The following is a 24,093-nucleotide window of genomic DNA, read 5'->3' on the forward strand; positions in this document are numbered from 1 at the left end:
CCCATATAGCCCACCAACCGACAATTCTTGACAGGCAAATTCACGTCATGGCCATTCATCGTACCAAAATGCTCATCATCGGTTCCGGCCCCGCCGGCTATTCCGCCGCCATCTATGGCGCGCGGGCGATGATGGAGCCGATCGTGGTCCAGGGATTGCAACCGGGCGGGCAGCTGACCATCACTACCGACGTGGAGAACTACCCCGGCTTTGCCGATGTCGTGCAGGGGCCGTGGCTGATGGAGCAGATGCAGAAGCAGGCGGAACATGTCGGCACCCGGATGATGTGGGACACCATCGTCAAGGTCGACCTTGCCGGCGGCTCGCCCTTTCGTGCGATCGGGGACAGCGGCGATGAATATGTCGGCGATGTGGTGATCATCGCCACCGGGGCACAGGCCAAGTGGCTGGGCGTGCCGGGTGAGATGGAGCTGGGCGGCAAGGGCGTCAGTGCCTGCGCGACGTGCGACGGGTTCTTCTACCGCGGCAAGAAAGTGGCGGTCATCGGCGGCGGCAACACCGCGGTCGAGGAAGCGCTTTATCTTACCAACCATTCCGACGACGTGACCCTGATCCACCGCCGCGGGGAACTGCGCGCCGAACGCATCCTGCAGGACCGCCTGTTCGCTAATCCCAAGATCACCGTCCTGTGGAACAAGGCCGTGGAGAGGTTCGAGGCCGGGCCGGCGGGTGCGCTCGAACGGCTGGCGCTGGTCGACACCCGATCCGGCGAGACAAGCGATTTCGCCTGTGACGGGGCCTTCGTCGCCATCGGCCATGCCCCGTCAACAGAGCTGTTCAAGGGCCAGCTCGAGATCGACGAGGGCGGCTACCTCGTGGTCGAACCCGGCACGCCCAAGACCGCGATTCCCGGCGTGTTTGCCGCAGGCGACGTGATGGACCATACCTATCGCCAGGCGGTAACCGCCGCCGGGACGGGTTGCATGGCCGCGCTCGATGCGGAACGCTTCCTCGCCGGCCTCGACATCGACCTTGCCGGCCACGCCGAGGCGGCGGAGTAGCGCGCCCCCTCGGCTAGTCGAACACCACCATCGCGGCGTGCACGATCAGCGCAATCAGCACTACGCTCGAAATGGCGAACAGCACGAAACGCACCATCACGCGGTTCGCCGTGACCTGCACCAGCGAATGGATGATCCGCAGCCCGGTATAGATCCAGGCGAGCAGGGCGTTCATCCCATCCCCATAGCCGGTGATCGCCAGCAGCAGTGCGACGGCGTAAAACAGGGTCGGCTGTTCGTGGAGGTGGTTGTAGTTGTGGGCCTTCCACTGAACCTCTGCCGGCAGCGTGCGATCGAGCGAGGCATCGGGATCGCGCACCATCTTGTCCGGATCGACCTTCAGCCGGCTCATCGCCGGAATGCGGGTGGCGTACATCCAGGCCCACATGATCATCGTCCAGATCATCAGCACCACGATGGGCTGGAGAATGGGGGAATTGAGCGCGGCGTCGTCGATCATGCGAGAACTCCCGTATCGGTGAACAGCGTGAGGACCAGCGCCCGCCCCGTCAGCCAGGCCAGCGCGGCGGTGGAAGCCATGAACAGCAGGAAGCGCAGCGGCACGGTATTGACCAGCGACTGCCACAGCGAATGCACGATCCGCAGCACGACATAGGCCCAGGCCGCCCACACATCCCCTGTCGCCGGGCCGAGTAGCGCCACGATCAGCGAAGCCGCGTAGAACAGCGTCGGCTGTTCCATGAGGTGGGTGTAATTGTGCGATTTCCAGTTGATCCGGTCATCCAGCACGCCTTCGAGGTCCTGCCCGCGGCCGCCGGCCTTGCTGTTCGCCAGACCCCCGCCCATCCGCTTCATCGCCGGCAGGCGGGCCGAACCCATCCATACCAGCATGATCAGCGACCACGCGATCAGCACCGCCGCCGGTGCCAGCATCTCTGCCTGCATGCCATACCCTCCCTGTTATGCGCCCGAGCCTGCGACCAAGCCCGGCGATTGTCAAACCTCGGCCAGCGTGCGGGCAAAGCTCGCCGCATCGGTATTGCCGCCGGTCAGCATGATGACGGTATCCTCGTCCAGCGGCACCTTGCCGGCCAGCGCCGCCGCCAGCGCCGCCGCGCCGCCGGGTTCGAGCACCAGCTTGAGCCGCGCGAAGGCAAAGCGCTGGGCGGCTCGGACCTCGTCGTCCGTCACGGCCACGCCCGGTTCCGCCCGGCCATTGAGGACTTCGAGGTTGATCGGCTTGGTAGCGTCGGGCTGTAGCGCATCGCAGATGGTGGCGGGCGGATTGGCGCCGACCCGCACGATCTCGCCCGCCGCGAGCGATTGCCCGACCATGTCCCAGCCTGCCGGCTCGACCACGTGGATCGCGCTGTCGGGGCAGGCGAGCGACAGCCCGGCCGCGAGCCCGCCCCCACCGCAGCAGACTATGAGGCGCGACGGCGTGCGCCCCAGTTGCGCCGCCGCCTCGTGCCCGGCGCTCCCCTGGCCCTCGATCACCCAGGGATCGGCGAAAGCGTGGACCAGTACCGCGCCGCGCCGCTCGACTTCGCGGGCGGCAACCTCGTCGCGATCCTCGCCTGGCCGGTCATAGAGCACGATCTCCGCACCCAGCGCGCGGGTCGCCTCCAGCTTCACCGCAGGCGCGTTGCGCGGCATGACGATGGCCGCGGGGATGTCCAGTCGCCGCGCCGCCCAGGCGACGCCCTGGGCGTGGTTGCCGCTCGACACGGCAACCACGCCGCGTGCCCGCTCCTCGGGAGTGAGGTTGACCAACCGCCACCACGCACCCCTGATCTTGAATGCGCCGATGGGTTGCAGGCATTCCGCCTTGGCCCAGGCCCGCACGCCGCCGATCTCCACCGGAAGCAGCGGGGTGGGCGGCAGTCCGATCTGCTGGAGGCTGGCAAGCGCGGCTTGCGTGCCTTCACAGGTCGGCATTCGTGGGGCGTTTTCGTTCATCGCGGTGCCTTTGGTGCTGAACCCTGTCACACTTGTCACACAGTCCTGAGAGGAAATATCGGGCGGCCCCAGCGCCGGGGGACGGAGGGCGGCAATTTCGAGGGATGGCGGGAGAGCATAACCGGCTCCTACGTCTTCCGCACGACCGTAGGAAACGGGCTTTCGCGGATCGATTGGCGGTCGGCATGCATTTCGCTAGGGCAGCCGCGAATCCTGTTTCGGAGAAAGCAAGTCATGTCGAAAGTCCTGGTCATCGGTGCGGGCGGCGTCAGCAGCGTATGCGTTCACAAGATGGCGATGAACCCCGAAATCTTTTCCGACATCCATCTTGCCAGCCGGACAAAGTCCAAGTGCGACGCGATCGCGGCCTCGGTGAAGCAGCGCACCGGGCGGGACGTCAGCACCTACGAGATCGACGCCGAAGAGGTGCCGGCGATGGTCAACCTCCTGAAAAAGGTCCAGCCCAGCCTCGTCGTCAACCTCGCGCTGCCTTACCAGGACTTGCCGATCATGGACGCCTGCCTCGAAGCGGGCGTCGATTATCTCGACACCGCCAATTACGAACCCAAGGACGAGGCGAAGTTCGAATACAGCTGGCAGTGGGCCTATCACGACCGCTTCAAGGACAAGGGGCTGATGGCACTGCTCGGCTCTGGCTTCGATCCGGGCGTCACCAGCGTGTTCACCATGTGGATCAAGAAGCACAAGCTGAAGACGATCCGCCAGCTCGACATGCTCGATTGCAATGGCGGTGATCACGGGCAGGCCTTCGCCACCAATTTCAACCCCGAAATCAACATCCGCGAGGTCACCGCGCCGGCGCGTCACTGGGAGAACGGCGAGTTCGTCGAAACTCCGGCGATGGGCAAACGCGTGGAGTTCGACTTCGAAGGCGTCGGCCGCAGGAACATGTACATGATGTATCACGAGGAGCTGGAAAGCCTCGCGAAATTCAACCCCGAGATTGAACGCGCGCGTTTCTGGATGACCTTTGGCGACGAGTACATCAAGCACCTCACCGTGCTGCAGAACGTGGGCATGACCCGGATCGATCCGATCCGCTATCAGGGCAAGGAGATCATCCCGCTCCAGTTCCTCGCCGCCGTCCTGCCCAAGCCCGAAACCCTTGGCGAGACGACGAGGGGCAACACCAACATCGGTGTCATCGCGACCGGCGAAGCGCTCGACGGTTCGGGCGAGAAGACCTTCTACATCAACAATATCTGCAGCCACGAGGCCGCCTACGAGGAAACCGGCAACCAGGCGGTGAGCTACACCACCGGCGTTCCGGCGATGATCGGCAGCGCGATGATGGTCACTGGCACATGGCGGGGCGAGGGCGTGTTCAACATGGAGCAGATGGACCCCGATCCGTTCATGGACATGCTGAACCAGCAGGGCCTGCCGTGGCAGGTCGAGGAGCTGGACGGGCCGGTCGGTTTCTAGCCCGCGCCGCGCTGCCCCCCGCGCTCGCTGACGCGGGGTTTTGCGAGCGGGGCGGCCGCTTACGATTTATTGACGATGCCGCTTGATGCGGTATTAAACCCGCAGCGCCATAGGGGGGCGCTGCGGGACGGATCGCTCCGCCCGGCCACCAGGGGGACACCTTCAATGAACAAGTCGTTTGCGGCGCTCGCGCTGCTGAGCCTTGGCGCCTGCGCCAAGCCGTATGTCGGCACGCCATATGCCGCACCCGCCACGCCGGTCACCTCGGTCGGCATCGTTGCGGATACCTTGCCCAAGGATGCGGTCGCATTCGAAGCGGCGTCGACGATGAGCAATTTCGGACTGATCGGTGCGCTGGTGGACGCCGGGGTCCAGGCGTCGCGCAAGGACCGGGTGAACGATGCGCTGGAAAGCATCCAGCACGATCCTGAAGCCGTCTTCGAGAAGCACCTCGTCGACACGTTGGCCGCGAACCGGGTTTCGGCAACGCTGATGGACGGGCCCGACCGCGAGGAACGCAAGTTCCTGGCAAGCTATCCCGCCGCCCCGGCCGGGACGCAGGCCCTGGTCGACTTCAACGTCACCTCGTTCGGCTATGTCAACGCCGGCAACCAGCTGTGGCGTCCGGTGGTCACTGCCGACGTGCGGATGGTCGACGCGCTCAATGGCAAGACGATCATGGAAAACCGCATCGTCTACAACGGCGTGAACACGCAGGCCGGCGTTGTGACGATCGCGCCGAACCCGGCCTACACGTTCCAGAACCGCGAGGACATGGTCGCCAATCCCGAACGGCTCGCCGCAGGGATCGACGATGCGCTCAAGCAGGTGGCGGAAACTGCTGTCCGCCTGATGAAATGAGCCGGACCTCGAGGCTCGCCGTTCTGGCCGGCGCCGGAATGCTGGCCGGTTGCACGACCACGGCGGTAAGCTTTCCGCCCAGCCTGACCTACGCCCCGGCCACCTGCGCCGACGGGGTGGATACGGTGTCGGCGCTCAGCCTCGTGCCCGACAAAGACAAGGCGATCTGGACGCGGGACGATCAGGTGTCGGCCGCCTCGGCCTGTATCAGACGGGGCGGCGCGGCGGTGCCCTATCTCGTCTATGCCCTGCCGCCTGCCGGCAGCGCCAGGATGGTCGAAGTCGGCGCGGTGCTGGAACCGACGCGGGTGGTATCGCCCGAGGTGGTGCTGCTCGACGAAGCTGGCAACGAGACGCGAAGCTTCGCGCGCGAAAGCTACATGTTTCGCCCGGGGCTCTATTCGGTCCAGTTCGTGCCGGCGGCGAACGAACGCTTCGCGCTGGTGATGGTCGATCCGGCGCCGATCGGGAAAACGCACGATACGATCACGCTCGGGACGTCCTCGACGATGGTCTATACCGGCTTCGGCGTGTCCAACTGGACGGCCGGCAACGAAGCCATGATGTCGCGCGGGTTTTCCTACGAAGGCACGATGCGCGCCCTCGTCTATCGCGCGCAAGCGGACTGACCGGGTCATCCCGAAAGGGAAACGGGGCGGGGCGGCGATGGCCGTTCCCGCCCTTTTCTTTTGCGCCGGGGCGATTAAGTCGCCCGCATGGAAACCAGAGCCGGCGATCCGGGCGCGTTTGCGCACTTCGATCTTTCGCGTGTCGACAGCCCCGCCTTCGTCGTCGATGCCGCGCGGCTGCGCGCCAATTGCCAAGTGCTGGCGGATATCCGCGATGCCGCCGGGATCAAGGTGCTCGCCGCGCTCAAGGCGTTTTCCATGTTTTCGACCGCGCCCATCATCGGCGAATATCTCGACGGGGTCTGCACTTCGGGCCTGTGGGAAGCGCGGCTGGCGAGCGAATTCTACGACGGCGAGATCGCGACCTACAGCGCCGCTTACAAGCCCGCCGAGCTGGAAGAGGTGTGCCGCCTTTCGGATCACGTCATCTTCAACTCGCCCGGCCAGCTCGAACGCGCCGCACCCATCATCGAGGCGGCCCGCGCCGCCGGGCAGGATTTCGATATCGGCCTGCGCATCAATCCGATGTGCCCCCAAGGCGAGGTGCCCCGCTATGACCCGTCGAGCCCCGGCAGCCGCCTGGGTTTTCCGATCGATCAGCTGACCCCGGAAATCATGGAGCAGGTCGACGGGATCCATTTCCACAATCTGTGCGAGCAGGATTTGGAGCCGCTGCTTGCCACCTGGGACAAGGTCTTCGACGCGATCGAACCGTGGTTCGGCCAGCTGAAGTGGATCAACATGGGCGGCGGGCACCACATCACCCGCGCCGATTACCAGCGCGAGGAGCTGGTCGAATTCCTGCGCGATGCGAAGGAGGATACCGGGACGGAAATCTATCTCGAACCGGGCGAGGCGGTGGCGCTCGATGCCGGCATTTTGGTCGGCACCATCCTCGACACCGGCTTCAACGGCGTGCCACTCGCCGTCAGCGACGTTTCCGCCACCTGCCACATGCCTGACGTGATCGAGGCGCCCTACCGTCCCGCGATGCTGGGCGAACTGAGCGAGGGCGAGGGACCGCAGGTGCGTATCGGCGGTCCGTCCTGCCTCGCGGGCGACGTCATCGGCGATTACCGCATTCCCGGCGGGGCGGAGATCGGCACGCGCTTCGCCTTTCTTGATCAGGCGCATTATTCGATGGTCAAGACCAACACCTTCAACGGCGTCCAGCTGCCGTCGATCTGGCTGTGGGACAGCGACACCGACCAGCTCGAGCTGGTGCGCGAGTTCGGTTACGAGGCATTTCGCGACCGGCTGAGCTGAAGGCCGCCGGCTGGTGAAATCGGCGCGGAAAACGCGCCTATTCACTTGCGTTTCATCGCCACCCTTTTATATGCGCCGCTCCCGCTGCCCCAAGGGGACTTCCTAACCGCAAGGCAGCTTGTCGTTTCATGGCTCGCAAGAGCCGTTTAGGGGGTCCCTTGAGTTGCAGCATTTTCCTGACGCCAAGGCCGTAGCGCGCACCCTTGCGCCGGACGAGCCGGTCATCCTCAACCGCCCGCACGCCGCGGCGCGGGCGGCGCGTTTCTTCGCCGAGCGGTTTCCGGGCAAGTCTCTTTATGCGGTGAAGGCCAATCCCTCGCCCGATTTGATCGAGATCCTGTGGGCGAACGGGATCACCCATTACGATGTCGCCTCGATTGCCGAGGTGCGGCTGGTGCGCTCGGCGCTGCCGGATGCGGTCCTGTGCTTCATGCACCCGGTCAAGGCGCCCGGCGCCATCCGCGAGGCCTATTTCGAGCATGGCGTGCGCACCTTCAGCCTCGATTCGGCGGAAGAGCTGGCGAAGATCGTCGAGGCGACCCGCGCCGCCGATGGCACCCCCGCGGCGGACCTGCGCCTCTGCGTCCGCCTGCGCGTGTCGAGCGAATATTCCGAGCTTTCGCTGGCGAGCAAGTTCGGCTGCGACCTGACCGAGGCGCCGGCGCTGCTCCAGGAAACCCGCCAGCATGCGGACTGGTTGGGCGTGTGCTTCCACGTGGGGAGCCAGGCGATGACGCCGTTCGCCTATGTCCAGGCGCTGGACCGCACCCGCGCGGCCATTGCCGAGGCTTCCGTGGTCATCGACATGATCGATGTCGGCGGCGGGTTTCCGAGCGTCTATCCCGGGATGGAGCCGCCGCCGCTCGAGGATTACTTCCAGATCATCAAGAAGCATTTCGAGGCGCTGCCGATCGCCTACAATGCCGAGCTGTGGTGCGAACCCGGCCGGGCGCTGTGCGCGGAATACTCCTCGGTGCTGGTCAAGGTCGAGAAGCGCCGCGGCGAAGAGCTCTACATCAACGACGGTGCCTATGGCGCGCTGTTCGATGCGGCGCACGTCAACTGGAAGTTCCCGGTTCGTGCGCTGGAAGACGATCTCATCAAACCGGAAATGGACTTCGCGTTCTACGGTCCGACCTGCGACGATGCCGATTACATGCCCGGTCCCTTCGCTCTGCCCGAGGATATCCAGGCGGGCGATTACATCGAGATCGGCATGCTCGGCGCCTATGGTGCCGCGATGAAGACCGAGTTCAACGGTTTCGGCGCGGCGCAGCGGATCATCGTGGCCGACGAGCCGATGGCCAGCCTCTACGACGGCAGCCGCCTGCGTCCGGTGGCAGACAATGTGGTGAGCTTGCGCTGATACGGCGGGGGGCGGGTTGCGACCTGCCCCCATCCGGCACTCCGATCAGGGCCGCGCCTTGGGCAGGCAGCGGCCGAGCGCCGGTTCGTCCCACAGTGCGCAGTCGAAAAACACGGCCTCGCTGCCCCCCTCGCCGGCGGGCAGGAAGCTGAAGCGCAAGGCGCGGCGGGCGCCGTCGGTCAGCGGCAGCTTGCCGGGAATGGCGCTCGCATCGGTCCAGCCCATGACCTGGCAATAGCCTTCGCCCGGACACAGTTTGCGGGCCTTGCCGATCAGCACCGAGGGACTGTCCCCCGCCGAAACCAGCAGGAAGTGGATGCCCGGTGCAGGCGAGCCTGGCGCACCCCCGCCGCTGTCCGCGGTGATGCTCGCCGCCACTGCCGTACCCTCATCCGCCGATGCGCCCGGTGCGGGCGGCAGCTTGATCGAATGCTCGACCGCCAGAGCAGCGCGGCGCAGGGCAGCGGGGTCGGGCTCGTTGCCGACATAGCGCGCGGCGAGCGCCTGCGGGGTGCCCCAATAGCCGCGCCACTTGAAGAACAGGTGTGGGCCGACCTCGGCCACCTTGTCGAGCTTGGGGCTCCACCAAGGATATACGTAATTGGCGTGATAGTGAGTGGCGTTGCCGACCGTCGGCTCGACATAGCCGCCCAGCGCCTCTCCCGCCCGGCGGCGGGCGGCGGTCAGCCAGTTGGCGGGATAGCTGCGAGCCAGCGAACCGTCACAGGTGAAGGTGAACTGGCATCCGGTGCTGCGCAAGGACCCTTCGAAGACGACCCCGCAGACGCTCTTGGCAAAGGCGGGATGGCGCACGCGGTTGAGGATGACCTGCATTACCGCGCGCTGATCCGCATCGCCAAGGCCGGCTTCGGAAATCCCGGCAAGCGCAAGGCATTCTTGGGCGCGTTCACGATCGGCGGCGGTGCCGCGGAAAACGAACGGCTTGGCCAGTCCGCGCTTGGCCCGCTCGATCGGGATGGCACCATTGCGGCTTTGGGCCGAAGAGGTGTCGAGCTGCGTCGTGAGGACCGCCTTGCTTTCCGCCGTCGCAGGAAGCTGGGATAAGGCCTCGACCGGGCCGGCAGAGGCTGGTGCTGCACCTGTCACCGGATCGGACAGGCCGGCCTGAGGCGCGCTACCCCCCGCACTGCGCCCGATCATCACCAGCGTCGCCAAGGCGATCAACAATAGCAGCCCGATGCCGAAAAGCGGCAGGTTCTCGCGCAAGACGTCGAGGCGCGAAAGCAGGCGGGGATGGGCGGTCATGGCGAAGTTGCGCGACTATAACGCGGTTCGCGCCGATTCGTGCCACCTGAAGCGATGGTGTCGCGTTCCGGGAAGGTCCGGTCGGCCGAGGCGTCCCCGCCGCGGTCAGGCGGCTTCGGCGATCTCGAGCTCGAGCCGGTCCCAGATCTCGACCAGCGCGGCGACCAGTTCGTCCTGCATCGCATCGCTGTGGGCGGGCCCGGGGGTGAAGCGCAGACGCTCGGTCCCGCGGGGGACGGTGGGGAAGTTGATCGGCTGCACATAGACGCCGTATTCGGCCAGCAGGATGTCGCTGATCCGCTTGGCACGCACCGGGTCGCCGATCATCAGCGGCACGATATGAGTGGTCGAGGGCATGACCGGCAGCCCGGCCTGCGCCATCTTCGCCTTGAGCGACGCGGCGGCGGCCTGCTGCGCCTCGCGCTCGGCGCTGCTGCTCTTGAGGTGCCGCACCGAGGCCAGCACGCCGGCCACCAGCACCGGGCTGAGCGAGGTGGTGAAGATGAATCCCGGCGCGTAGGACCGGATGCAGTCGATCACGCGCGTGTCGGCGGCGATGTAGCCGCCCATCACGCCGAACGCCTTGCCCAGCGTACCTTCGATGATGTCGATCCGGTGCGCCGCCTCGTCCCGTTCGGTGATGCCGCCACCATGCGCGCCGTACATGCCGACCGCGTGGACCTCGTCGATATAGGTCAGGGCATTGTACTTTTCGGCAAGGTCGCAGATCGCGTGGACCGGTGCCACGTCGCCATCCATCGAATAGACGCTTTCGAAGGCGATGATCTTGGGGACTTCGCGTTCGGTTGCAGCCAGCAGTTCTTCTAGGTGGGCAATATCGTTGTGGCGGAACACCCGCTTTTCGCAACCTGAATTGCGGATGCCGGCGATCATGCTGGCGTGGTTGAGTTCGTCGGAGAAAATGACGCAGCCGGGAAGCAGCTTTGCCAGCGTGGAGAGCGTCGCATCGTTCGAGACATAGCCGCTGGTGAACAGCAGCGCGCCGTCCTTGCCGTGCAGATCGGCCAGTTCGCGTTCGAGTTCGACATGAAGGTGGGTGTTGCCGCCGATGTTGCGCGTGCCGCCCGAACCCGCGCCGACATCGTGCAACGCCTCTTCCATCGCGGCGATGACCTTGGGATGCTGGCCCATGGCGAGGTAATCGTTCGAGCACCACACGGTGATCGGCTTTGGGCCGTTATGCCCGTGAAAGCAGCGCGCGTTCGGAAATGCGCCCTTGTTGCGCATGATGTCGATGAAGACCCGGTAGCGTCCCTCGGCATGAAGGCGGTCGATCGCTTCGTCGAAAATCTGGCCGTAGTTCACGGGATTGCTGCACCGCTTGTCTGCAAGGCCCGGCGGCGGGCCTCTGCCCCGCCACATAGGCGTTGCCGGCAGGCCGCGCCACAGCGATCTTTGCGAGCGATTCGCAATAGTTACAGCTTTTCGAGTCGTGTAATTCCGTATGAGGCGAAGGCTTCGCCCAGGGTCCTGAATTCGCCAAGGTCGCCGGTGGTGACGGCACGGTCGGGCGAGGGGCGGTGGAATGGCTGGCCGTGGGTGAGATGCGCGATCCGGCGAGCGATCCCCTCGGCACCGTCGATCAAGGCCACTCCCGGGCCCAGAGCCTGAGCCAGTTCGTCGGCCAGCAGCGGGAAATGAGTGCAGGCCAGCACCACCGTGTCGATGGCCTCCGCGCCCTCTTGCGACAGCAGGCCGGCGACTTCCCGTGACACGGCCTCCGCCGTGATCGCCTCGCCGCGCATTCGTGCCTCGGCGAGCGGGACCAGCCCGTTCGCCCCGTGGCGCAGCAGGCGCTTGCCGGCGGCGAAGCGGCTGGCGAGATCGTCGACATAGCGTTGACGCATGGTCGCCTCGGTGCCGAGCAGGCCGATGATGCCGCTGCGTGTGCGCTCGGCGGCCGGCTTGATCGCGGGCACGGTGCCGACGATCGGCGTCTCCAGCACGTCGCGCACCATGCCCAGCGCAATGGTGCTGGCGGTGTTGCAGGCAATGCAGATCAGCCGCGGATGCCACCGTTCGGCCATCCGCCCGAGCAGGCCCGCAACCCGGGCGGCGACCTCGGCTTCGCTCTTGTCGCCATAAGGCAGGCCGGCCATGTCGGCGGCGTAGATCACGGGGGCTTGCGGCAGCACCCGCCGCAGCGCGCCCAGCACCGTCAGCCCGCCAACCCCGGAATCGAACAGCAGGATGGGGGCGGTTGGGTCCATTTCGGTTTCTTATCCTTCGCCCGGCGCTTGTCGAACCGCGGGTTTTGCTTCTAGCGTCGCGCATAAGGACATGCGCTCGGCTTGGACAAGCGCGGGAATGTCAGCAAGGGGCGCCGGTGAACACTTTTCTCGCGATCGTGATGGGCTTCCTTGCCGGATCCATTCCCTTTGGCCTGTTGCTGACGCGCGCTGCGGGGCTGGGCGATGTGCGCCGGATCGGGTCTGGCAGCATCGGGGCCACCAACGTGCTGCGTACCGGCAACAAGGGGCTGGCGGCGGCGACCGTCCTGTTCGATGCCGTGAAAGGCGCGCTGCCGGTCCTCGTCGCCGCACTTTACTGGCCGGGGACGGAAGGATGGGCCGCCATCGCGGCTGTCGCCGGGCATTGCTTCACGCCCTGGCTAGGTTTTCTCGGCGGCAAGGGCTTTGCGACGGCGGCGGGGGTTCTGGCGGCGCTGGCATGGCCGGCGATGCTTGCCTGTGCGGCGATCTGGGCGGCGGTACTGACGGTGAGCCGCATATCCTCGGTCTCCTCGATGGTGACGGTGGTGGCCGCCCCGGCGGTCGCCTGGGCGCTGGGCTATCCGCAGGCTGTCTTTCCCCTGATCGCCATCGCCGCGATCGTGCTGATCCAGCATCGCGCCAATATCGGGCGGCTGCTGCGGGGCGAGGAACCGCGGATCGGCGGCAAGGGATGATGCATGCGCCGCTCTCGTCGCTGACCCAGGCCGAGGCGTTTGCCCGCATTCGCCTGCTGCGCTCGCCCAATGTCGGGCCGGTGAGCTTTGCGGCGCTCCTCGCGCGCTTCGGCACGGCGGCGGCGGCGGTGGAGGCGCTGCCCGATCTCGCCGGGCGCGGCGGCAAAAGCTATCAGCCCGCCCCCGCTCACCGGATCGAGCGCGAGATCGACGCGGTGCGCAAGGCCGGCGCCCGCTATCTCTTCCACGACCAGCCGGACTATCCCGCGCTCCTTGGCGAGATCGGCGCGGCGCCGCCGGTGCTGATCTATCGCGGCGACCTCTCGCTTGCCGCCAAGCCCTGCGTCGCGCTGGTGGGGGCACGCAACGCTAGCGCGGCGGCGGTCCGGCTGGCGCGCGATTTTGCGACCGAGCTGGGGCAGGCCGGCTTCACCGTGGTCTCCGGGCTGGCCCGCGGGATCGACGGGGCGGCGCATGAAGGCGCCCTGCCGCGCACCATCGGCGTCATCGCCAGCGGGATCGACATCGCCTACCCGCCGCAACACGCCGCCTTGCAGGAGCGGATCGCGAACGAAGCACTCCTGGTTGCCGAACAGCCGCCGGGGACGGAACCCCGCGCCAGCCATTTTCCCAGCCGCAACCGCATCATCGCAGGCCTGTCTGCCGGTACGCTGGTGGTGGAGGCGGCGGTCAAGTCGGGCAGCCTCATAACCGCGCGGCTGGCGGGCGAGGCGGGGCGCGAGGTCATGGCGATCCCCGGCAGCCCGCTCGAACCGCGCAGCCATGGCTGCAACCACCTGATCCGCGAAGGCGCGGTGCTGGTCAACGCGCCCGAGGACGTGGTCGAACTGCTCTCAGGCTTCGACGGAACCCCGCGCTCGACCTTCCGCGAACCGGTGAGCCCCTTCGCCTATGCGCCCGACGACATGGCCGAAGCCGAGCCTGCGGACATCGCCGGCTTGCTCACCGCCGCGCCGGTATCGGTGGACGAACTGATCCGCCAATCCGGGACGAACGCCGCAGCGGTGCAACTGGCGCTGCTCGAACTGGAGCTGGCCGGGCGGCTGGAGCGTCATGCGGGTGGTAGGGTGAGCGTAGCGCCAGCGATGGACCAGTAGCGAGTAATTATGGGAGACGGCATGTACAGAAAAGTCATTAAGTTGGTAGCAAGCTTGCTGGTCCTCGCAAAAGCACAAATGGCGATTGCTCAAGAACAAATAGTTCTAGAACCGTTAGCGAATTGGGAGTTAGAGCGGCGGGCCGACGAATGCTTGCTTCGCCGTTCGTTCGGTTCGTCAGAACATTCCGTAACACTCGAATTGCGGCGGCATGATCCTTGGAATGGAGGGTTCGAAGTCGCGGTGACCAGTGATGATCTGTCCATGCAAACCACGCCTTTTACCGCAGCTTGGATGCCGGGTGGAGTGGAGGCGCAAATTGACCTACCCTTTGTAGAAATCGACGCACAAGGTCGCCGCTGGAGCCTGTTCGCTCACGGCCTTTGGGACGGTGCTCCCGTAAGACTACGGGGCAAGGAACTTAAGCGATATGTGGAAGAGAATCGGACCGCTGTTTTCCAGCGGCAGATCGAAACGTTTGTCATCGATGGTTTGTTTGAGCAGACACTCATACTGAGAACCGGACCCATGCAATGGGCACAGCCCCAGCTGACAGAATGTATAGTCGCCGTTCTAGCCGATCGTGGAATCGCTGCTGAGGATATGACTAGTGGCAGGCATCGGGCAACGCTCAATAACGCAAGTCGCTTAGCAATGCAGCTATTGTGGTTCCTACCTAGAGAAATCACTTCGCGAAAAAAACGAATTCTAGTGAGCTTTTTTCTCTTTCTAGACGAAAAGGGAGAGCCGGTGACATGCAGGCTTTCCATGTTGCCCCGGTTCGCCGATTTGGAGCGTCGCGGTTGCGATCTAATCATGTCGCAAGCTCGTTTCACCTTCGCAAGTGGTGTCGCCGCTTAGCCTACCTTCCATAAGATAGCGTTTTTTTCGACGCTTGAATAAGCATCGGGATAGTCCTTGACGCCCCCCGCGCATCGTCCCCACCCTCGCGCGTACATACACGTACACACGTAAGGGTCCGTTTTTCATATCATGCAACTCGTAATCGTCGAATCCCCCGCCAAGGCCAAAACCATCGAGAAGTATCTCGGCAAGGACTTCAAGGTGCTCGCGTCCTACGGCCATGTCCGCGACCTGCCTCCCAAGGATGGCAGCGTGCGTCCGGATGAGGATTTCGCGATGGACTGGGAACTCTATCGCGACAAGCAAAGCCGCTTCAAGGAAATCGCCGACGCGGCCAAGAAGGCCGACCGCCTGATCCTCGCAACCGACCCCGATCGCGAGGGCGAGGCGATCAGCTGGCACGTGCGCGAATTGCTGGCCAAGCGCAAGGCGCTGCCCGAAGCGGTCGAGCGGGTGACGTTCAACGCCATCACCAAGCAGGCCGTGACCGAGGCGATGGGCCGCCCGCGCGAGCTCGATCAGCCGCTGATCGATGCCTATCTCGCCCGCCGCGCGCTCGACTATCTCTACGGTTTCACCCTGTCGCCAGTCTTGTGGCGGCGGCTGCCGGGGGCCAAGAGCGCGGGCCGGGTCCAGTCGGTGGCCTTGCGCCTCATCGTCGATCGCGAGCGCGAGATCGAAGCCTTCACGGCGCAGGAATACTGGTCGGTCGTCGCCCGGATGGAACAGGACGGCACCGAATTCGCCGCGCGGTTGGTGAAATACGACGGGCGCAAGCTCGACCGGTTGTCGCTTGGCGATGAAGGCACGGCCATGGCGGCACGTGCTGCGGTGGAGGCGGCGAACTTCACGGTCGAGGAAATCGAGACCAAGCCACTCACCCGCAATCCTGCGCCGCCCTTTACCACATCGACCTTGCAGCAGGAGGCGGCCCGCAAGCTGGGCTTTTCCGCCAGCCATACGATGCGCTTGGCGCAATCGCTCTACGAGGCCGGTGCGATCACCTATATGCGCACCGATGGCGTGCAGATGGACGGCAGCGCGATCGATGCAGCCCGCAGGGCCATCGCCGCGCGGTACGATGCCTATTACCTGCCCGACAAGCCGCGCATTTACACCAGCAAGGCGAAGAACGCGCAGGAGGCGCACGAGGCGATCCGGCCGACCGATTTCACCCGTAACCGCGCAGCCAGCGGCGACGAGGGCAAGCTCTACGAGTTGATCTTCAAGCGCGCGATGGCCAGCCAGATGGCCGCCGCCCGGCTCGAGCGGACCAGCGTGACCCTGCGCGAGGGGACCGGCCGGCACGAATTGCGCGCCACCGGGCAGGTGGTCAAATTCGCCGGCTTTCTTGCGGTGTATCAGGAAGGGTTCGACGACCGCGACGAGGATGACGGCGGCCTCCTGCCCGTAATGGGCAAGGGGGACAGCCCGGCAAAGAAGGGGGTGGACGCGAACCAGCATTTCACCCAGCCGCCGCCGCGGTTCTCCGAAGCCAGCCTGGTCAAGCGGCTGGAGGAGCTGGGCATCGGCCGGCCCTCGACCTATGCCAGCACGATCCAGACCCTGCGCGACCGTGCCTATGTGCGGATGGAGAAAAACCGTTTCTTCGCAGAGGAGTCCGGCCGGCTGTTGACGGCGTTTCTCGAACGGTTCTTCGAGCGGTATGTCGCGTATGACTTCACCGCCGGAATGGAAGACGAACTCGATGAGGTGTCGGCCGGGGCGGAGGAATGGAAGGCGCTGCTCGCCCAGTTCTGGCGCGACTTCAAGCCCAAGACCGAAGAGGTGATGGACAAGAAACCGTCCGAAGTCACCGCGGTGCTGGACGAGTTCCTGTCGGACTATCTGTTCCCTGCCCGCGCCGACGGGGCCGACCCGCGGACCTGCCCTCTGTGCGAGGCGGAAGGGCGCGGCGGCGGCAGGCTGGCGCTGCGCGGCGGACGCTACGGCGCGTTCGTCGCCTGTGCGAATTACCCCGAATGCACCTTCACCCGCCAGTTCGCGCAACCCGGAGGCGAGGGCGAGGACGGCGCGCAGGATGCCGTCCTGGGTCACGATCCCGAAAGCGGGTTGCCTGTCGAGCGCAAGAGTGGGCGCTTCGGGCCCTATGTCCAGCTTGGCGAAGGCAAGGATGCCAGGCGGGCGAGCATTCCCAAGGACCTCGACGATTTCGACCTCGAATGGGCGCTGCGACTGCTCAGCCTGCCACGCATCGTCGGCACCCACCCCGAAACGGGCAAGGAAATCGAAGCGAGCATAGGGCGTTACGGGCCATACCTGAGACATGACGGGAAATACGCCAAACTGGCCAGCACCCGCGATGTGTTCGAAACCGGAATGAATGCGGCCGTCTCGCTGCTGGCCGAAAGCGCCAATCGTGGGGGTGCCGGGCGGGGGAAGGCCGAACCCATCAAGGTGCTGGGCGCGCATCCGGCGAGCGGCGCCGAGATGAAGGTGATGCCGGGGCGGTATGGTCCCTACGTCACCGATGGTTCGACGAACGCCACCATCCCCAAGGACGTGAAGCCCGAAGATCTGACCGATGCCCAGGGGGCCGAACTGATCGACGCGCGCGCGGCCAAGGGTCCGCCGGCCAAGAAGCGCAAGGCCCCGGCGAAGAAGAAGCCTGCTGCAAAGACGCCGGCGAAGAAGGCAGCCCCCAACAAGGCAGCCCCCAAGAAGACGACCGCGCGCAAGGCACCGGCAAAGAAAGCGGAGGCCGACTGATGGCAAAGGAACATTTCGAGCGCCACAAGCAGCCCTGGAACGGCGAGGAGGCGGGTCAGCTCCGCACTCTCGCCGCGAAGGGCAAGGGCCTGAAGGAAATCGCCAAGGCGCTGGGTCGCAGCGAGGAATCCACCAAGGATTTCGCGAAGAAGAACAAGATCGAGATCGCCAAGAAGCGGTAGGCTGTCAGGCGGTGACGGCGGTCACCGCACCCAGTCGAGGCCCATTTCCTCGAACATCTCCTTGTCGTCGCTCCAGCGCTCGTCGGTCTTGACGTGCAGGAACAGATGAACCTTGCGGCCGAGCAGCTGGCTCAGCTCCTCGCGCGCTGCCTGGCCGATCGCCTTGATGCGGCTGCCGCCCTTGCCGAGGACGATGGCGCGCTGATTGTCGCGCATGACCACGATCTGCTGGTGGATTTCAACGCTGCCGTCGTCGCGCTCGACGTATTTCTCGCTTCGCACCGCGCTGTCGTAGGGAAGTTCCTCGTGCAGCTGCTGATACAGCTGTTCGCGCGTGATCTCTGCGGCGAGAAGGCGCTCGCTGGCGTCCGACACCTGATCCTCGGGGTACATCCACGGGCCTTCGGGCATCATCGCGGCAAGCGCGTCCTTCATCTCGGGCACGCCGTCGCCGGTCAGGGCGGAGACGAAGAACACCTCAGCAAAGTCGAGCTTGGCCGACAGGTCCTGCGCCAGCGCCAGCAGCGGCTCCTTTTTCGCGCGGTCGACCTTGTTGAGGACCAGGATGCGGCGTTCGCTGCGCTTTGCGATCTGTTCGATCAGCGGCTCGAGCTCGTGCCGTCGCTGCTTGATCGGATCGACAAGCAGGAGCAGCGCGTCAGCATCCTGCGCGCCTTCCCAGGCCGCGCTCACCATCGCCCGGTCGAGCCGTCGCCTGGGTGCGAAGATGCCGGGGGTGTCGACCAGGATCATCTGTGTTTCGCCCGCCGGCCCTGCATGAAGGGCGATGCCCATCATCCTTGCCCGCGTGGTCTGGGCCTTGGCCGAGGTGATGGCGACCTTCTGGCCGACCAGCTGATTGACCAGCGTGCTCTTGCCTGCATTGGGCGCACCGAGCACGGCGACAACGCCGCAGCGGGTCTTGCGAGGTGTTTCGTCAGCCATCAGCCGAACCTTTCCATGAACGCCCGGGCGGCCTCGCGCTCGGCGTCCTGCTTGCTGCTGGCGACGGCCTCGGCCTCGCCCACCTTGTGCACCCGGACCCGCACGGTGAAACTGGCGGCGTGATCCGGTCCGGACCGCTCCACGACCTCGTATTCGGGGGGCTTGCGGCGATTGCCTGCGGCCCATTCCTGCAATGCGCTCTTGGGGTGCTTGCGTTCGCCGGCGCTGCTTTCGAGCACCTCGCGCCACAGCACGTGGATCTGCAGCTTGGCCGCATCGAACCCCGCCTCGACGAACTGGGCACCGAGCAGCGCCTCCATCACATCACCGAGGATGTTGTCGCTGTCGCTCCCCCCGTCGGCGCGGGCCTGCTTGGATATGCGGACATGCTCGCCGACCCCGATCCGGCGGGCGACATCGGCGCAGGTCGTCCGGCTGACGATGGCGTTGAGCCGCTGCGCCAGCTTGCCCTCGGCTTCCTCGCTCGCCGCGTAGAGCCATTCCGCGATCGCCAGGCCGAGCACCCGATCACCAAGAAATTCAAGCCGTTGGTAATCGTTCTTTTCACCCGTACTGCCGTGGGTGAGGGCGGCGAGCCACAGGCTCTCGTCCGCCACCGTAAAGCCCAGGCGATCGAGCCATTGGCGCGCGGCGGCGTCGAGCGCGGTCATATCGAGCTGCCGATACGGTTCCAGCGAGCGGCGGTGAACCAGGTCCAGGGAAGCAGCCATTCGGCGCTGCCGTCGGTGGACCACAGGACCATGCTGGCCCGCCCAACGAGCAGATCGGCATCGACCAGCCCGACCCCGCCGCCGGGGGCCGCCGGAAAGCGGCTGTCCATCGAATTGTCGCGGTTGTCGCCCATTACGAAGAGGGTGCCGTCGGGTACGATAACGGGCGCGAAATCGTCCTGGGGGCGGGGGCCGAAGTCGAGGATTGGATAGCTTCTGCCCGATGGCAGCGTTTCGCGCCGCTGATCGTAGCGGCAGGCCACCGTCACCCCGTCCTGCTGCACGACCTCGGCGGCCGGATTGCAGATGGTGTTGGCACTGGTCGCAAGCTCGAAATCGGGAAGCGCCTGTTGCGGCAGCGGCTGACCGTTGAGGATCACCTGCCCGCCCCGCAGCGCCACGGTATCGCCGGGCAGACCGATCACGCGCTTGACGTAATCGGTACCGTCGATCGGATGCTTGAAGATCACCACGTCGCCGCGTTCGGGCAAGTCGGCAAAGATGCGTCCCGGGATCAGCGGCAGCTGGAACGGCAGGGACACGCGCGAATAGCCGTAAGGCCATTTCGCCGCGACGAGGTAATCGCCGTTCCTGAGGCCCGGCAGCATGCTTTCGCTGGGAATGGTGAAGGGCGAGAAGATGAAGCTGCGGAAGATGGCGACTGCCAGCACCAGCTTTGCGAGGAAGCGGAAGAAGCTGCCCCAATCCTCGTCGTCGGACCTGGTTTTCTGGCGGGGCGCGGACCGCACGGCAAGCGCATCTTTCGTCATGCGGGGTTCTCAAACATGGGCGATGTCCCTAACCGCATGGGCCGGATCACGAAAGGACTTTCGCGCGTCATGAGCACTGCCGCCGCCGCTGATATCTGGGACCGGCTCAAGGCCCTGCCGCAGCCCACGCTGCTCGAACTGTTCAGCACCGCCCGCGACGGGGGCGAGGGCGCCGACGAGCCGGGCGCGGCAGACAGGGTAGCCATGCTGTCCGGCCGGATCGAGCTGGGCAGCGAGCCCGAATTGCAGGGCGCAGGCGGCATCCTGTTCGACTGGTCGAAGACGCATCTCGACCGCGCGGTGCTCGATGCGTTCGAGGATTTGGCCCAAGCGATGGAATTTCCTGCGATGCGGGACAAGTTGTTCGCCGGCGAAATCGTCAACGCGACCGAGAACCGCGCCGCCGATCATGCCACGTTGCGCGGCGTCGGCGATCCGGCGAAGGTCGAAGAAGCCGCCGCACTGATCGACCGGATGGAGATTCTGGTCGAGGCGATCCACGGCGGCGCGCTGGGCGAAATCCGCCACCTCATCCACATCGGCATCGGCGGCAGCGCGCTCGGCCCGGCGCTGGGCGTCGATGCGCTGGCCCGGGACCTGCCGCTGTGCGACGTGCACGTGGTCTCGAACATCGACGGGCTCGCGCTAGAGGCGGCGTTCGCACGCTGCGATCCGGCAACAACCTTGATCGCGGTGGCCAGCAAGACCTTCACCACGATCGAGACGATGACCAATGCGGAATCGGCATTGCGCTGGCTGCGCGAAAGCGGCGTGGCCGACCCCGGCGGCCGGGTCATCGCGCTGACCGCTGCGCCGCAGAAAGCGGTCGAATGGGGGGTGGACGAAACCCGCATCCTGCCATTCCAGGAAAGCGTCGGCGGGCGCTATTCCATCTGGTCGAGCATCGGCTTCCCCATTGCGATGGCCGTGGGCATGGCGGAGTTTCGCGCCATGCTGGCCGGTGCCGCCGCGGTCGACGCGCATTTCCGCGAAACCGAGGGGCGAGCCAATCTGGTGCTGCGCGCGGCTTTTGCCGATCTGTATTACGCCCGCGTACGGGCCTGCCAAACGCGCGGCGTGTTCGCCTATGACGAGCGGCTGACCCTGTTTCCCGATTACCTCCAGCAACTCGAGATGGAGAGCAACGGCAAGCGGGTGACGGCGGACATGCAGCCGATCGACGGGCCGACCGCGCCGATCACCTGGGGAGGAGTGGGGACCGATGCGCAGCACGCGGTGTTCCAGTTGCTCCATCAGGGCACGCACCTGGTGCCGGTGGATTTCATCGCCAGCATCGCGCCGGGCGACGATCTCGATCCGGCGCATCATCGCATCCTGCTGATGAACTGCTTTGCCCAGGGCGCCGCGCTGATGGCGGGCAAGACGGGCGAGGATCCGGCGCGCAACTATCCGGGCGACCGGCCGAGCGCGACGATCCTTGCCGACGATATCGACGCCGCCACGCTGGGTGCGCTGATCGCCTTTCACGAACACCGGACCTTTGCCAACGCGGTGCTGATGGGGATCAACCCGTTCGACCAGTTCGGGGTGGAACTCGGCAAGCAGATGGCGAACGCGATCGACAAGGGCGATGCCGCCTTCGATGCGAGCACCACCGCCCTGCTCGAGGTTGCCGGGCTTGGGTGACGGGGTGCTGGCCCGGGCGAGGCCCATTGCCGACCCCGACGCCCGCACTGCACGGGCGCAGGTGCTGTCGCACTATCGCCGCAAGCTGGGGCGGTGGCCCGATCTCGATGAGGCGCTGCGCTTCACCGAGCTCGTCCAGCGGCGCAAGCTCTACGACCACGATCCGCGTCATCCGCAGCTGATGGACAAGGTGGCGGCGAAGGCGCTGGCGGCAGAGGCTCTGGGCCGGGAATGGACGATCCCGACATTATGGCAGGGGCGGTTGCTTGGCGCCGAGATGCCCTTCGCCTGCCCGGCGATCCTCAAGGCCCGGCACGGCTGCAACCAGAACCGTATCCTGCGCACCCCGCCCGGCGCAGCCGAATGGGCAGCCTTGCGACAGCTTACCTGCGGATGGGTGGCCGAGCCCTATGGCCAGGCGGTGGCCGAGTGGGGCTATCTTCACACGCCCCGCGGATTGCTGGCAGAGCCGTTGATCGGCAACGGGGTAACGCCCCCGGTGGATTACAAGATCTACGTCTTCGGCGGTGTGGCGACCCATGTGCAGGTGCATCTGGGGCGGGGCGGGGGCAATCATCGCTGGGTGCTGCATGACCGCAGCTACACCCCGCTGGTCGATGTCGAGGACCGCCCGCCGCCGCCGCGCTCGCTGGGTGCCATGCTTCAGGCCGCCGAGGTGCTGGGGGCGGGCTACGATTTCCTGCGGATCGATTTCTACGAGGTCGATGGGCAGCCCCTGTTCGGCGAATACTGCCTCTATCCGGGATCAGGCTTCGACCGCTTTGCCGAGGACTGGATCGACCTCGAACTTGGCCGGTTGTGGCACGCGGCGGGCGAGGTTCCCGTTCGCGACTGAACCGGCGAGGGCCACGCGCCATTGACTTATCGCGCCGCCGCCGCCACATGGCCGCCATCGAAGCGCTGAGGCCAGCGTGAAGCGGCGATGACGAAACATCCATCGCCCCGGCCGCGTTTCGGTTCATTTCCCAGACTTCCCTTTTCACGCGGGCGGTTTCCTACCCCGCGACCGCGCGCCCGTTCGGCTGCGCGCCGCTCAACGCACGAGTTCTACATGACCGATACCACGACCACCTCTCGCTTCGAGGATCTTGGCCTGTCGCAGCCCGTCCTCCAGGCGCTCGACCTCAAGGGCTATTCGACGCCCACTCCGATCCAGGCGCAGGCCATCCCCCCGGTGCTCGAAGGCCGTGACCTTCTGGGCATCGCCCAGACCGGCACGGGCAAGACCGCGGCCTTCATGCTGCCGGGTATCGACCGCCTGCGCGAGGCGGAGCGGCAGACGCCGTTCAAGTCCTGCCGCATGCTGGTGCTGGCCCCGACCCGCGAGCTGGCCGGCCAGATCGCCCAGAGCGCCAAGGATTACGGCGCGCTCGCCGGGCTCAAGGTGCAGTCGATCGTCGGCGGCACCTCGGTCGGCAAGGACCGCAACAAGCTGCATCGCGGAACCGACATTCTGGTGGCGACGCCGGGCCGCCTGCTCGACCTGATCGACCAGAACGCGTTCCGTCTGGACGGGGTGGAAATCCTCGTTCTCGACGAAGCCGACCAGATGCTCGACCTCGGCTTCATTCATGCACTGCGCCGCATCCACCAGCTTGCGCCGGAGGATCGCCAGACCCTGTTCTTCAGCGCTACCATGCCCGCACCCATTCGCGAGCTGGTCGGCAAGTATTGCCGAAACCCGGTGCAGGTTTCGGTCACGCCCGAAAGCACGACGGCGGAACGGGTCGACCAGTATCTCTTCATGGTCCAGCAGGACGAGAAGCAGGCGCTGCTCGAACTGATCCTGCAGGGCCGTCACGAAGTGCCCGGCAAGTTCGAACGGGTGCTGATCTTCGCCCGCACCAAGCATGGCGCCGACCGTGTGGTGAAACGGCTCAGCCAGGTGGGCGTGCCTGCCAACGCGATCCACGGCAACAAGAGCCAGCCGCAGCGCCAGCGGGCGCTCGACGAGTTCCGCCAGGGTCGCACTCCGGTGCTGGTGGCGACCGACGTCGCCGCGCGCGGGATCGACATTCCCGGCGTCAGCCACGTCATCAATTACGAGCTGCCCAACGTGCCGGAACAATATGTCCACCGCATCGGCCGCACCGCGCGCGCCGGGGCCGATGGCATCGCCATCGCCTTCTGTGCCGAGGACGAGCGGGCCTACCTCAAGGATATCCGCAAGCAGACCGATGCGGAGTTCGAGCGGCTGCCACTGCCCGACAATTTCCGCGCAGTCGTCGAAGGCGTCGGGCCGACCAAGCGCGAGCAGAAGCCGCGCCTTGCCCGACCCAATGTGCGCCCCACCGGCGATGCCGCCGCGCGCTCCGGCCCGGCGAAGAAGAAGCATCCCGCCCGTACCGGCCAGCCGCGCCGCGATGGGGGCCAGCACAAC

At 65.8% G+C, this 24,093-nt stretch carries 23 protein-coding genes; 14 read left to right on the forward strand and 9 right to left on the reverse strand.

Translation table 11 applies throughout. The features are described 5' to 3' along the window. Positions 1–47 precede the first annotated feature (47 nt). Positions 48–1,022 (forward strand): thioredoxin-disulfide reductase, encoded by a 975-nt coding sequence (gene trxB, locus ACHFFA_RS04570; RefSeq protein ID WP_394269665.1) that lies wholly within the window; start codon positions 48–50, stop codon positions 1,020–1,022. Positions 1,023–1,035: 13 nt separating this feature from the next. Here trxB and ACHFFA_RS04575 read toward each other — a convergent pair whose 3' ends face one another. The 3 genes from ACHFFA_RS04575 to ACHFFA_RS04585 are packed head-to-tail and all read right to left on the reverse strand — an operon-like array spanning position 1,036 to position 2,942. After that, positions 1,036–1,482, reverse strand: a complete 447-nt coding sequence (locus tag ACHFFA_RS04575; RefSeq protein WP_394269666.1) for an MAPEG family protein — start codon at positions 1,480–1,482, stop codon at positions 1,036–1,038. Beyond that, positions 1,479–1,928 carry an MAPEG family protein gene (locus ACHFFA_RS04580; RefSeq protein WP_394269667.1) on the reverse strand — a complete coding sequence of 150 codons (450 nt, stop codon included), beginning with the start codon at positions 1,926–1,928 and terminating at the stop codon, positions 1,479–1,481. The genes ACHFFA_RS04575 and ACHFFA_RS04580 overlap by 4 nt, the downstream gene beginning before the upstream one ends. A 51-nt stretch (positions 1,929–1,979) precedes the next feature. Next, positions 1,980–2,942, reverse strand: coding sequence for a threonine/serine dehydratase (locus ACHFFA_RS04585; RefSeq protein ID WP_394269668.1), 963 nt, complete (start codon positions 2,940–2,942; stop codon positions 1,980–1,982). A gap of 234 nt (positions 2,943–3,176) precedes the next feature. Between ACHFFA_RS04585 and ACHFFA_RS04590 the strand changes: the two genes are divergently transcribed. From ACHFFA_RS04590 to ACHFFA_RS04610, 5 genes are all read left to right on the forward strand, one after another. Continuing rightward, positions 3,177–4,388, forward strand: a complete 1,212-nt coding sequence (locus tag ACHFFA_RS04590; RefSeq protein ID WP_394269669.1) for a saccharopine dehydrogenase family protein — start codon at positions 3,177–3,179, stop codon at positions 4,386–4,388. A gap of 165 nt (positions 4,389–4,553) precedes the next feature. Next, a complete protein-coding gene (locus tag ACHFFA_RS04595) occupies positions 4,554–5,249 on the forward strand; it encodes a hypothetical protein (RefSeq protein ID WP_394269670.1) in 696 nt (231 codons plus the stop codon). Beyond that, complete coding sequence (locus tag ACHFFA_RS04600; RefSeq protein WP_394269671.1) at positions 5,246–5,878, forward strand: hypothetical protein; 633 nt, start codon at positions 5,246–5,248, stop codon at positions 5,876–5,878. The genes ACHFFA_RS04595 and ACHFFA_RS04600 overlap by 4 nt, the downstream gene beginning before the upstream one ends. 87 nt (positions 5,879–5,965) lie before the next feature. Then, positions 5,966–7,144 (forward strand): carboxynorspermidine decarboxylase, encoded by a 1,179-nt coding sequence (locus ACHFFA_RS04605; protein WP_394269672.1) that lies wholly within the window; start codon positions 5,966–5,968, stop codon positions 7,142–7,144. A gap of 163 nt (positions 7,145–7,307) precedes the next feature. Next, on the forward strand, positions 7,308–8,510 hold the full coding sequence (locus ACHFFA_RS04610) for a type III PLP-dependent enzyme (protein ID WP_394269673.1): 1,203 nt from the start codon (positions 7,308–7,310) through the stop codon (positions 8,508–8,510). Positions 8,511–8,555: 45 nt separating this feature from the next. Here the strand turns inward: ACHFFA_RS04610 and ACHFFA_RS04615 are convergent, their stop codons facing one another. The 3 genes from ACHFFA_RS04615 to murI form a co-directional block, all read right to left on the reverse strand. Then, positions 8,556–9,776, reverse strand: a complete 1,221-nt coding sequence (locus tag ACHFFA_RS04615) for a cell wall hydrolase (protein ID WP_394269674.1) — start codon at positions 9,774–9,776, stop codon at positions 8,556–8,558. A gap of 105 nt (positions 9,777–9,881) precedes the next feature. Continuing rightward, complete coding sequence (gene hemA / locus ACHFFA_RS04620) at positions 9,882–11,102, reverse strand: 5-aminolevulinate synthase (protein ID WP_394269675.1); 1,221 nt, start codon at positions 11,100–11,102, stop codon at positions 9,882–9,884. Between the two features lie 110 nt (positions 11,103–11,212). After that, positions 11,213–12,007 (reverse strand): glutamate racemase, encoded by a 795-nt coding sequence (gene murI / locus ACHFFA_RS04625; RefSeq protein ID WP_394269676.1) that lies wholly within the window; start codon positions 12,005–12,007, stop codon positions 11,213–11,215. 116 nt (positions 12,008–12,123) lie between these two features. On the opposite strand from murI, the gene plsY reads away from it, so the two are divergent. The 5 genes from plsY to ACHFFA_RS04650 all read left to right on the forward strand — a co-directional run bounded on the left by plsY (position 12,124) and on the right by ACHFFA_RS04650 (position 17,599). Continuing rightward, positions 12,124–12,705 carry a glycerol-3-phosphate 1-O-acyltransferase PlsY gene (gene plsY / locus ACHFFA_RS04630; protein WP_394269677.1) on the forward strand — a complete coding sequence of 194 codons (582 nt, stop codon included), beginning with the start codon at positions 12,124–12,126 and terminating at the stop codon, positions 12,703–12,705. Continuing rightward, on the forward strand, positions 12,702–13,823 hold the full coding sequence (dprA, locus tag ACHFFA_RS04635) for a DNA-processing protein DprA (RefSeq protein WP_394269678.1): 1,122 nt from the start codon (positions 12,702–12,704) through the stop codon (positions 13,821–13,823). Before plsY ends, dprA begins: the two co-directional genes overlap by 4 nt. Positions 13,824–13,844: 21 nt before the next feature. Continuing rightward, entirely contained in the window at positions 13,845–14,684 is an 840-nt protein-coding gene (locus ACHFFA_RS04640) for a hypothetical protein (protein ID WP_394269679.1), read from the forward strand. A gap of 132 nt (positions 14,685–14,816) precedes the next feature. Beyond that, a complete protein-coding gene (gene topA / locus ACHFFA_RS04645) occupies positions 14,817–17,417 on the forward strand; it encodes a type I DNA topoisomerase (RefSeq protein ID WP_394269680.1) in 2,601 nt (866 codons plus the stop codon). Further along, positions 17,417–17,599: a hypothetical protein gene (locus ACHFFA_RS04650; protein WP_394269681.1), complete on the forward strand. Its 183-nt coding sequence runs from the start codon at positions 17,417–17,419 to the stop codon at positions 17,597–17,599. Before topA ends, ACHFFA_RS04650 begins: the two co-directional genes overlap by 1 nt. 21 nt (positions 17,600–17,620) lie before the next feature. Here the strand turns inward: ACHFFA_RS04650 and era are convergent, their stop codons facing one another. The 3 genes from era to lepB are packed head-to-tail and all read right to left on the reverse strand — an operon-like array spanning position 17,621 to position 20,045. Continuing rightward, positions 17,621–18,544: a GTPase Era gene (gene era, locus ACHFFA_RS04655; RefSeq protein ID WP_394269682.1), complete on the reverse strand. Its 924-nt coding sequence runs from the start codon at positions 18,542–18,544 to the stop codon at positions 17,621–17,623. Further along, positions 18,544–19,215, reverse strand: a complete 672-nt coding sequence (gene rnc / locus ACHFFA_RS04660) for a ribonuclease III (protein ID WP_394269687.1) — start codon at positions 19,213–19,215, stop codon at positions 18,544–18,546. The genes era and rnc overlap by 1 nt, the downstream gene beginning before the upstream one ends. Next, on the reverse strand, positions 19,212–20,045 hold the full coding sequence (gene lepB / locus ACHFFA_RS04665; RefSeq protein WP_394269683.1) for a signal peptidase I: 834 nt from the start codon (positions 20,043–20,045) through the stop codon (positions 19,212–19,214). The genes rnc and lepB overlap by 4 nt, the downstream gene beginning before the upstream one ends. 69 nt (positions 20,046–20,114) lie before the next feature. Here lepB and pgi point away from each other — a divergent pair, with 69 nt between their 5' ends. The 3 genes from pgi to ACHFFA_RS04680 all read left to right on the forward strand — a co-directional run. After that, the gene (pgi, locus tag ACHFFA_RS04670) at positions 20,115–21,692 is read left to right on the forward strand and encodes a glucose-6-phosphate isomerase (RefSeq protein ID WP_394269684.1); all 1,578 of its coding nucleotides are present in this window, start codon (positions 20,115–20,117) and stop codon (positions 21,690–21,692) included. Then, positions 21,649–22,548 (forward strand): ATP-grasp fold amidoligase family protein, encoded by a 900-nt coding sequence (locus tag ACHFFA_RS04675; RefSeq protein ID WP_394269685.1) that lies wholly within the window; start codon positions 21,649–21,651, stop codon positions 22,546–22,548. The genes pgi and ACHFFA_RS04675 overlap by 44 nt, the downstream gene beginning before the upstream one ends. 216 nt (positions 22,549–22,764) lie before the next feature. Further along, positions 22,765–24,093: DEAD/DEAH box helicase (locus tag ACHFFA_RS04680; RefSeq protein ID WP_394269686.1), on the forward strand; the 1,329-nt coding region annotated here is incomplete at its 3' end.

The organism is Qipengyuania sp., assembly GCF_043423005.1.
Taxonomy (GTDB): Bacteria; Pseudomonadota; Alphaproteobacteria; order Sphingomonadales; family Sphingomonadaceae; genus Qipengyuania.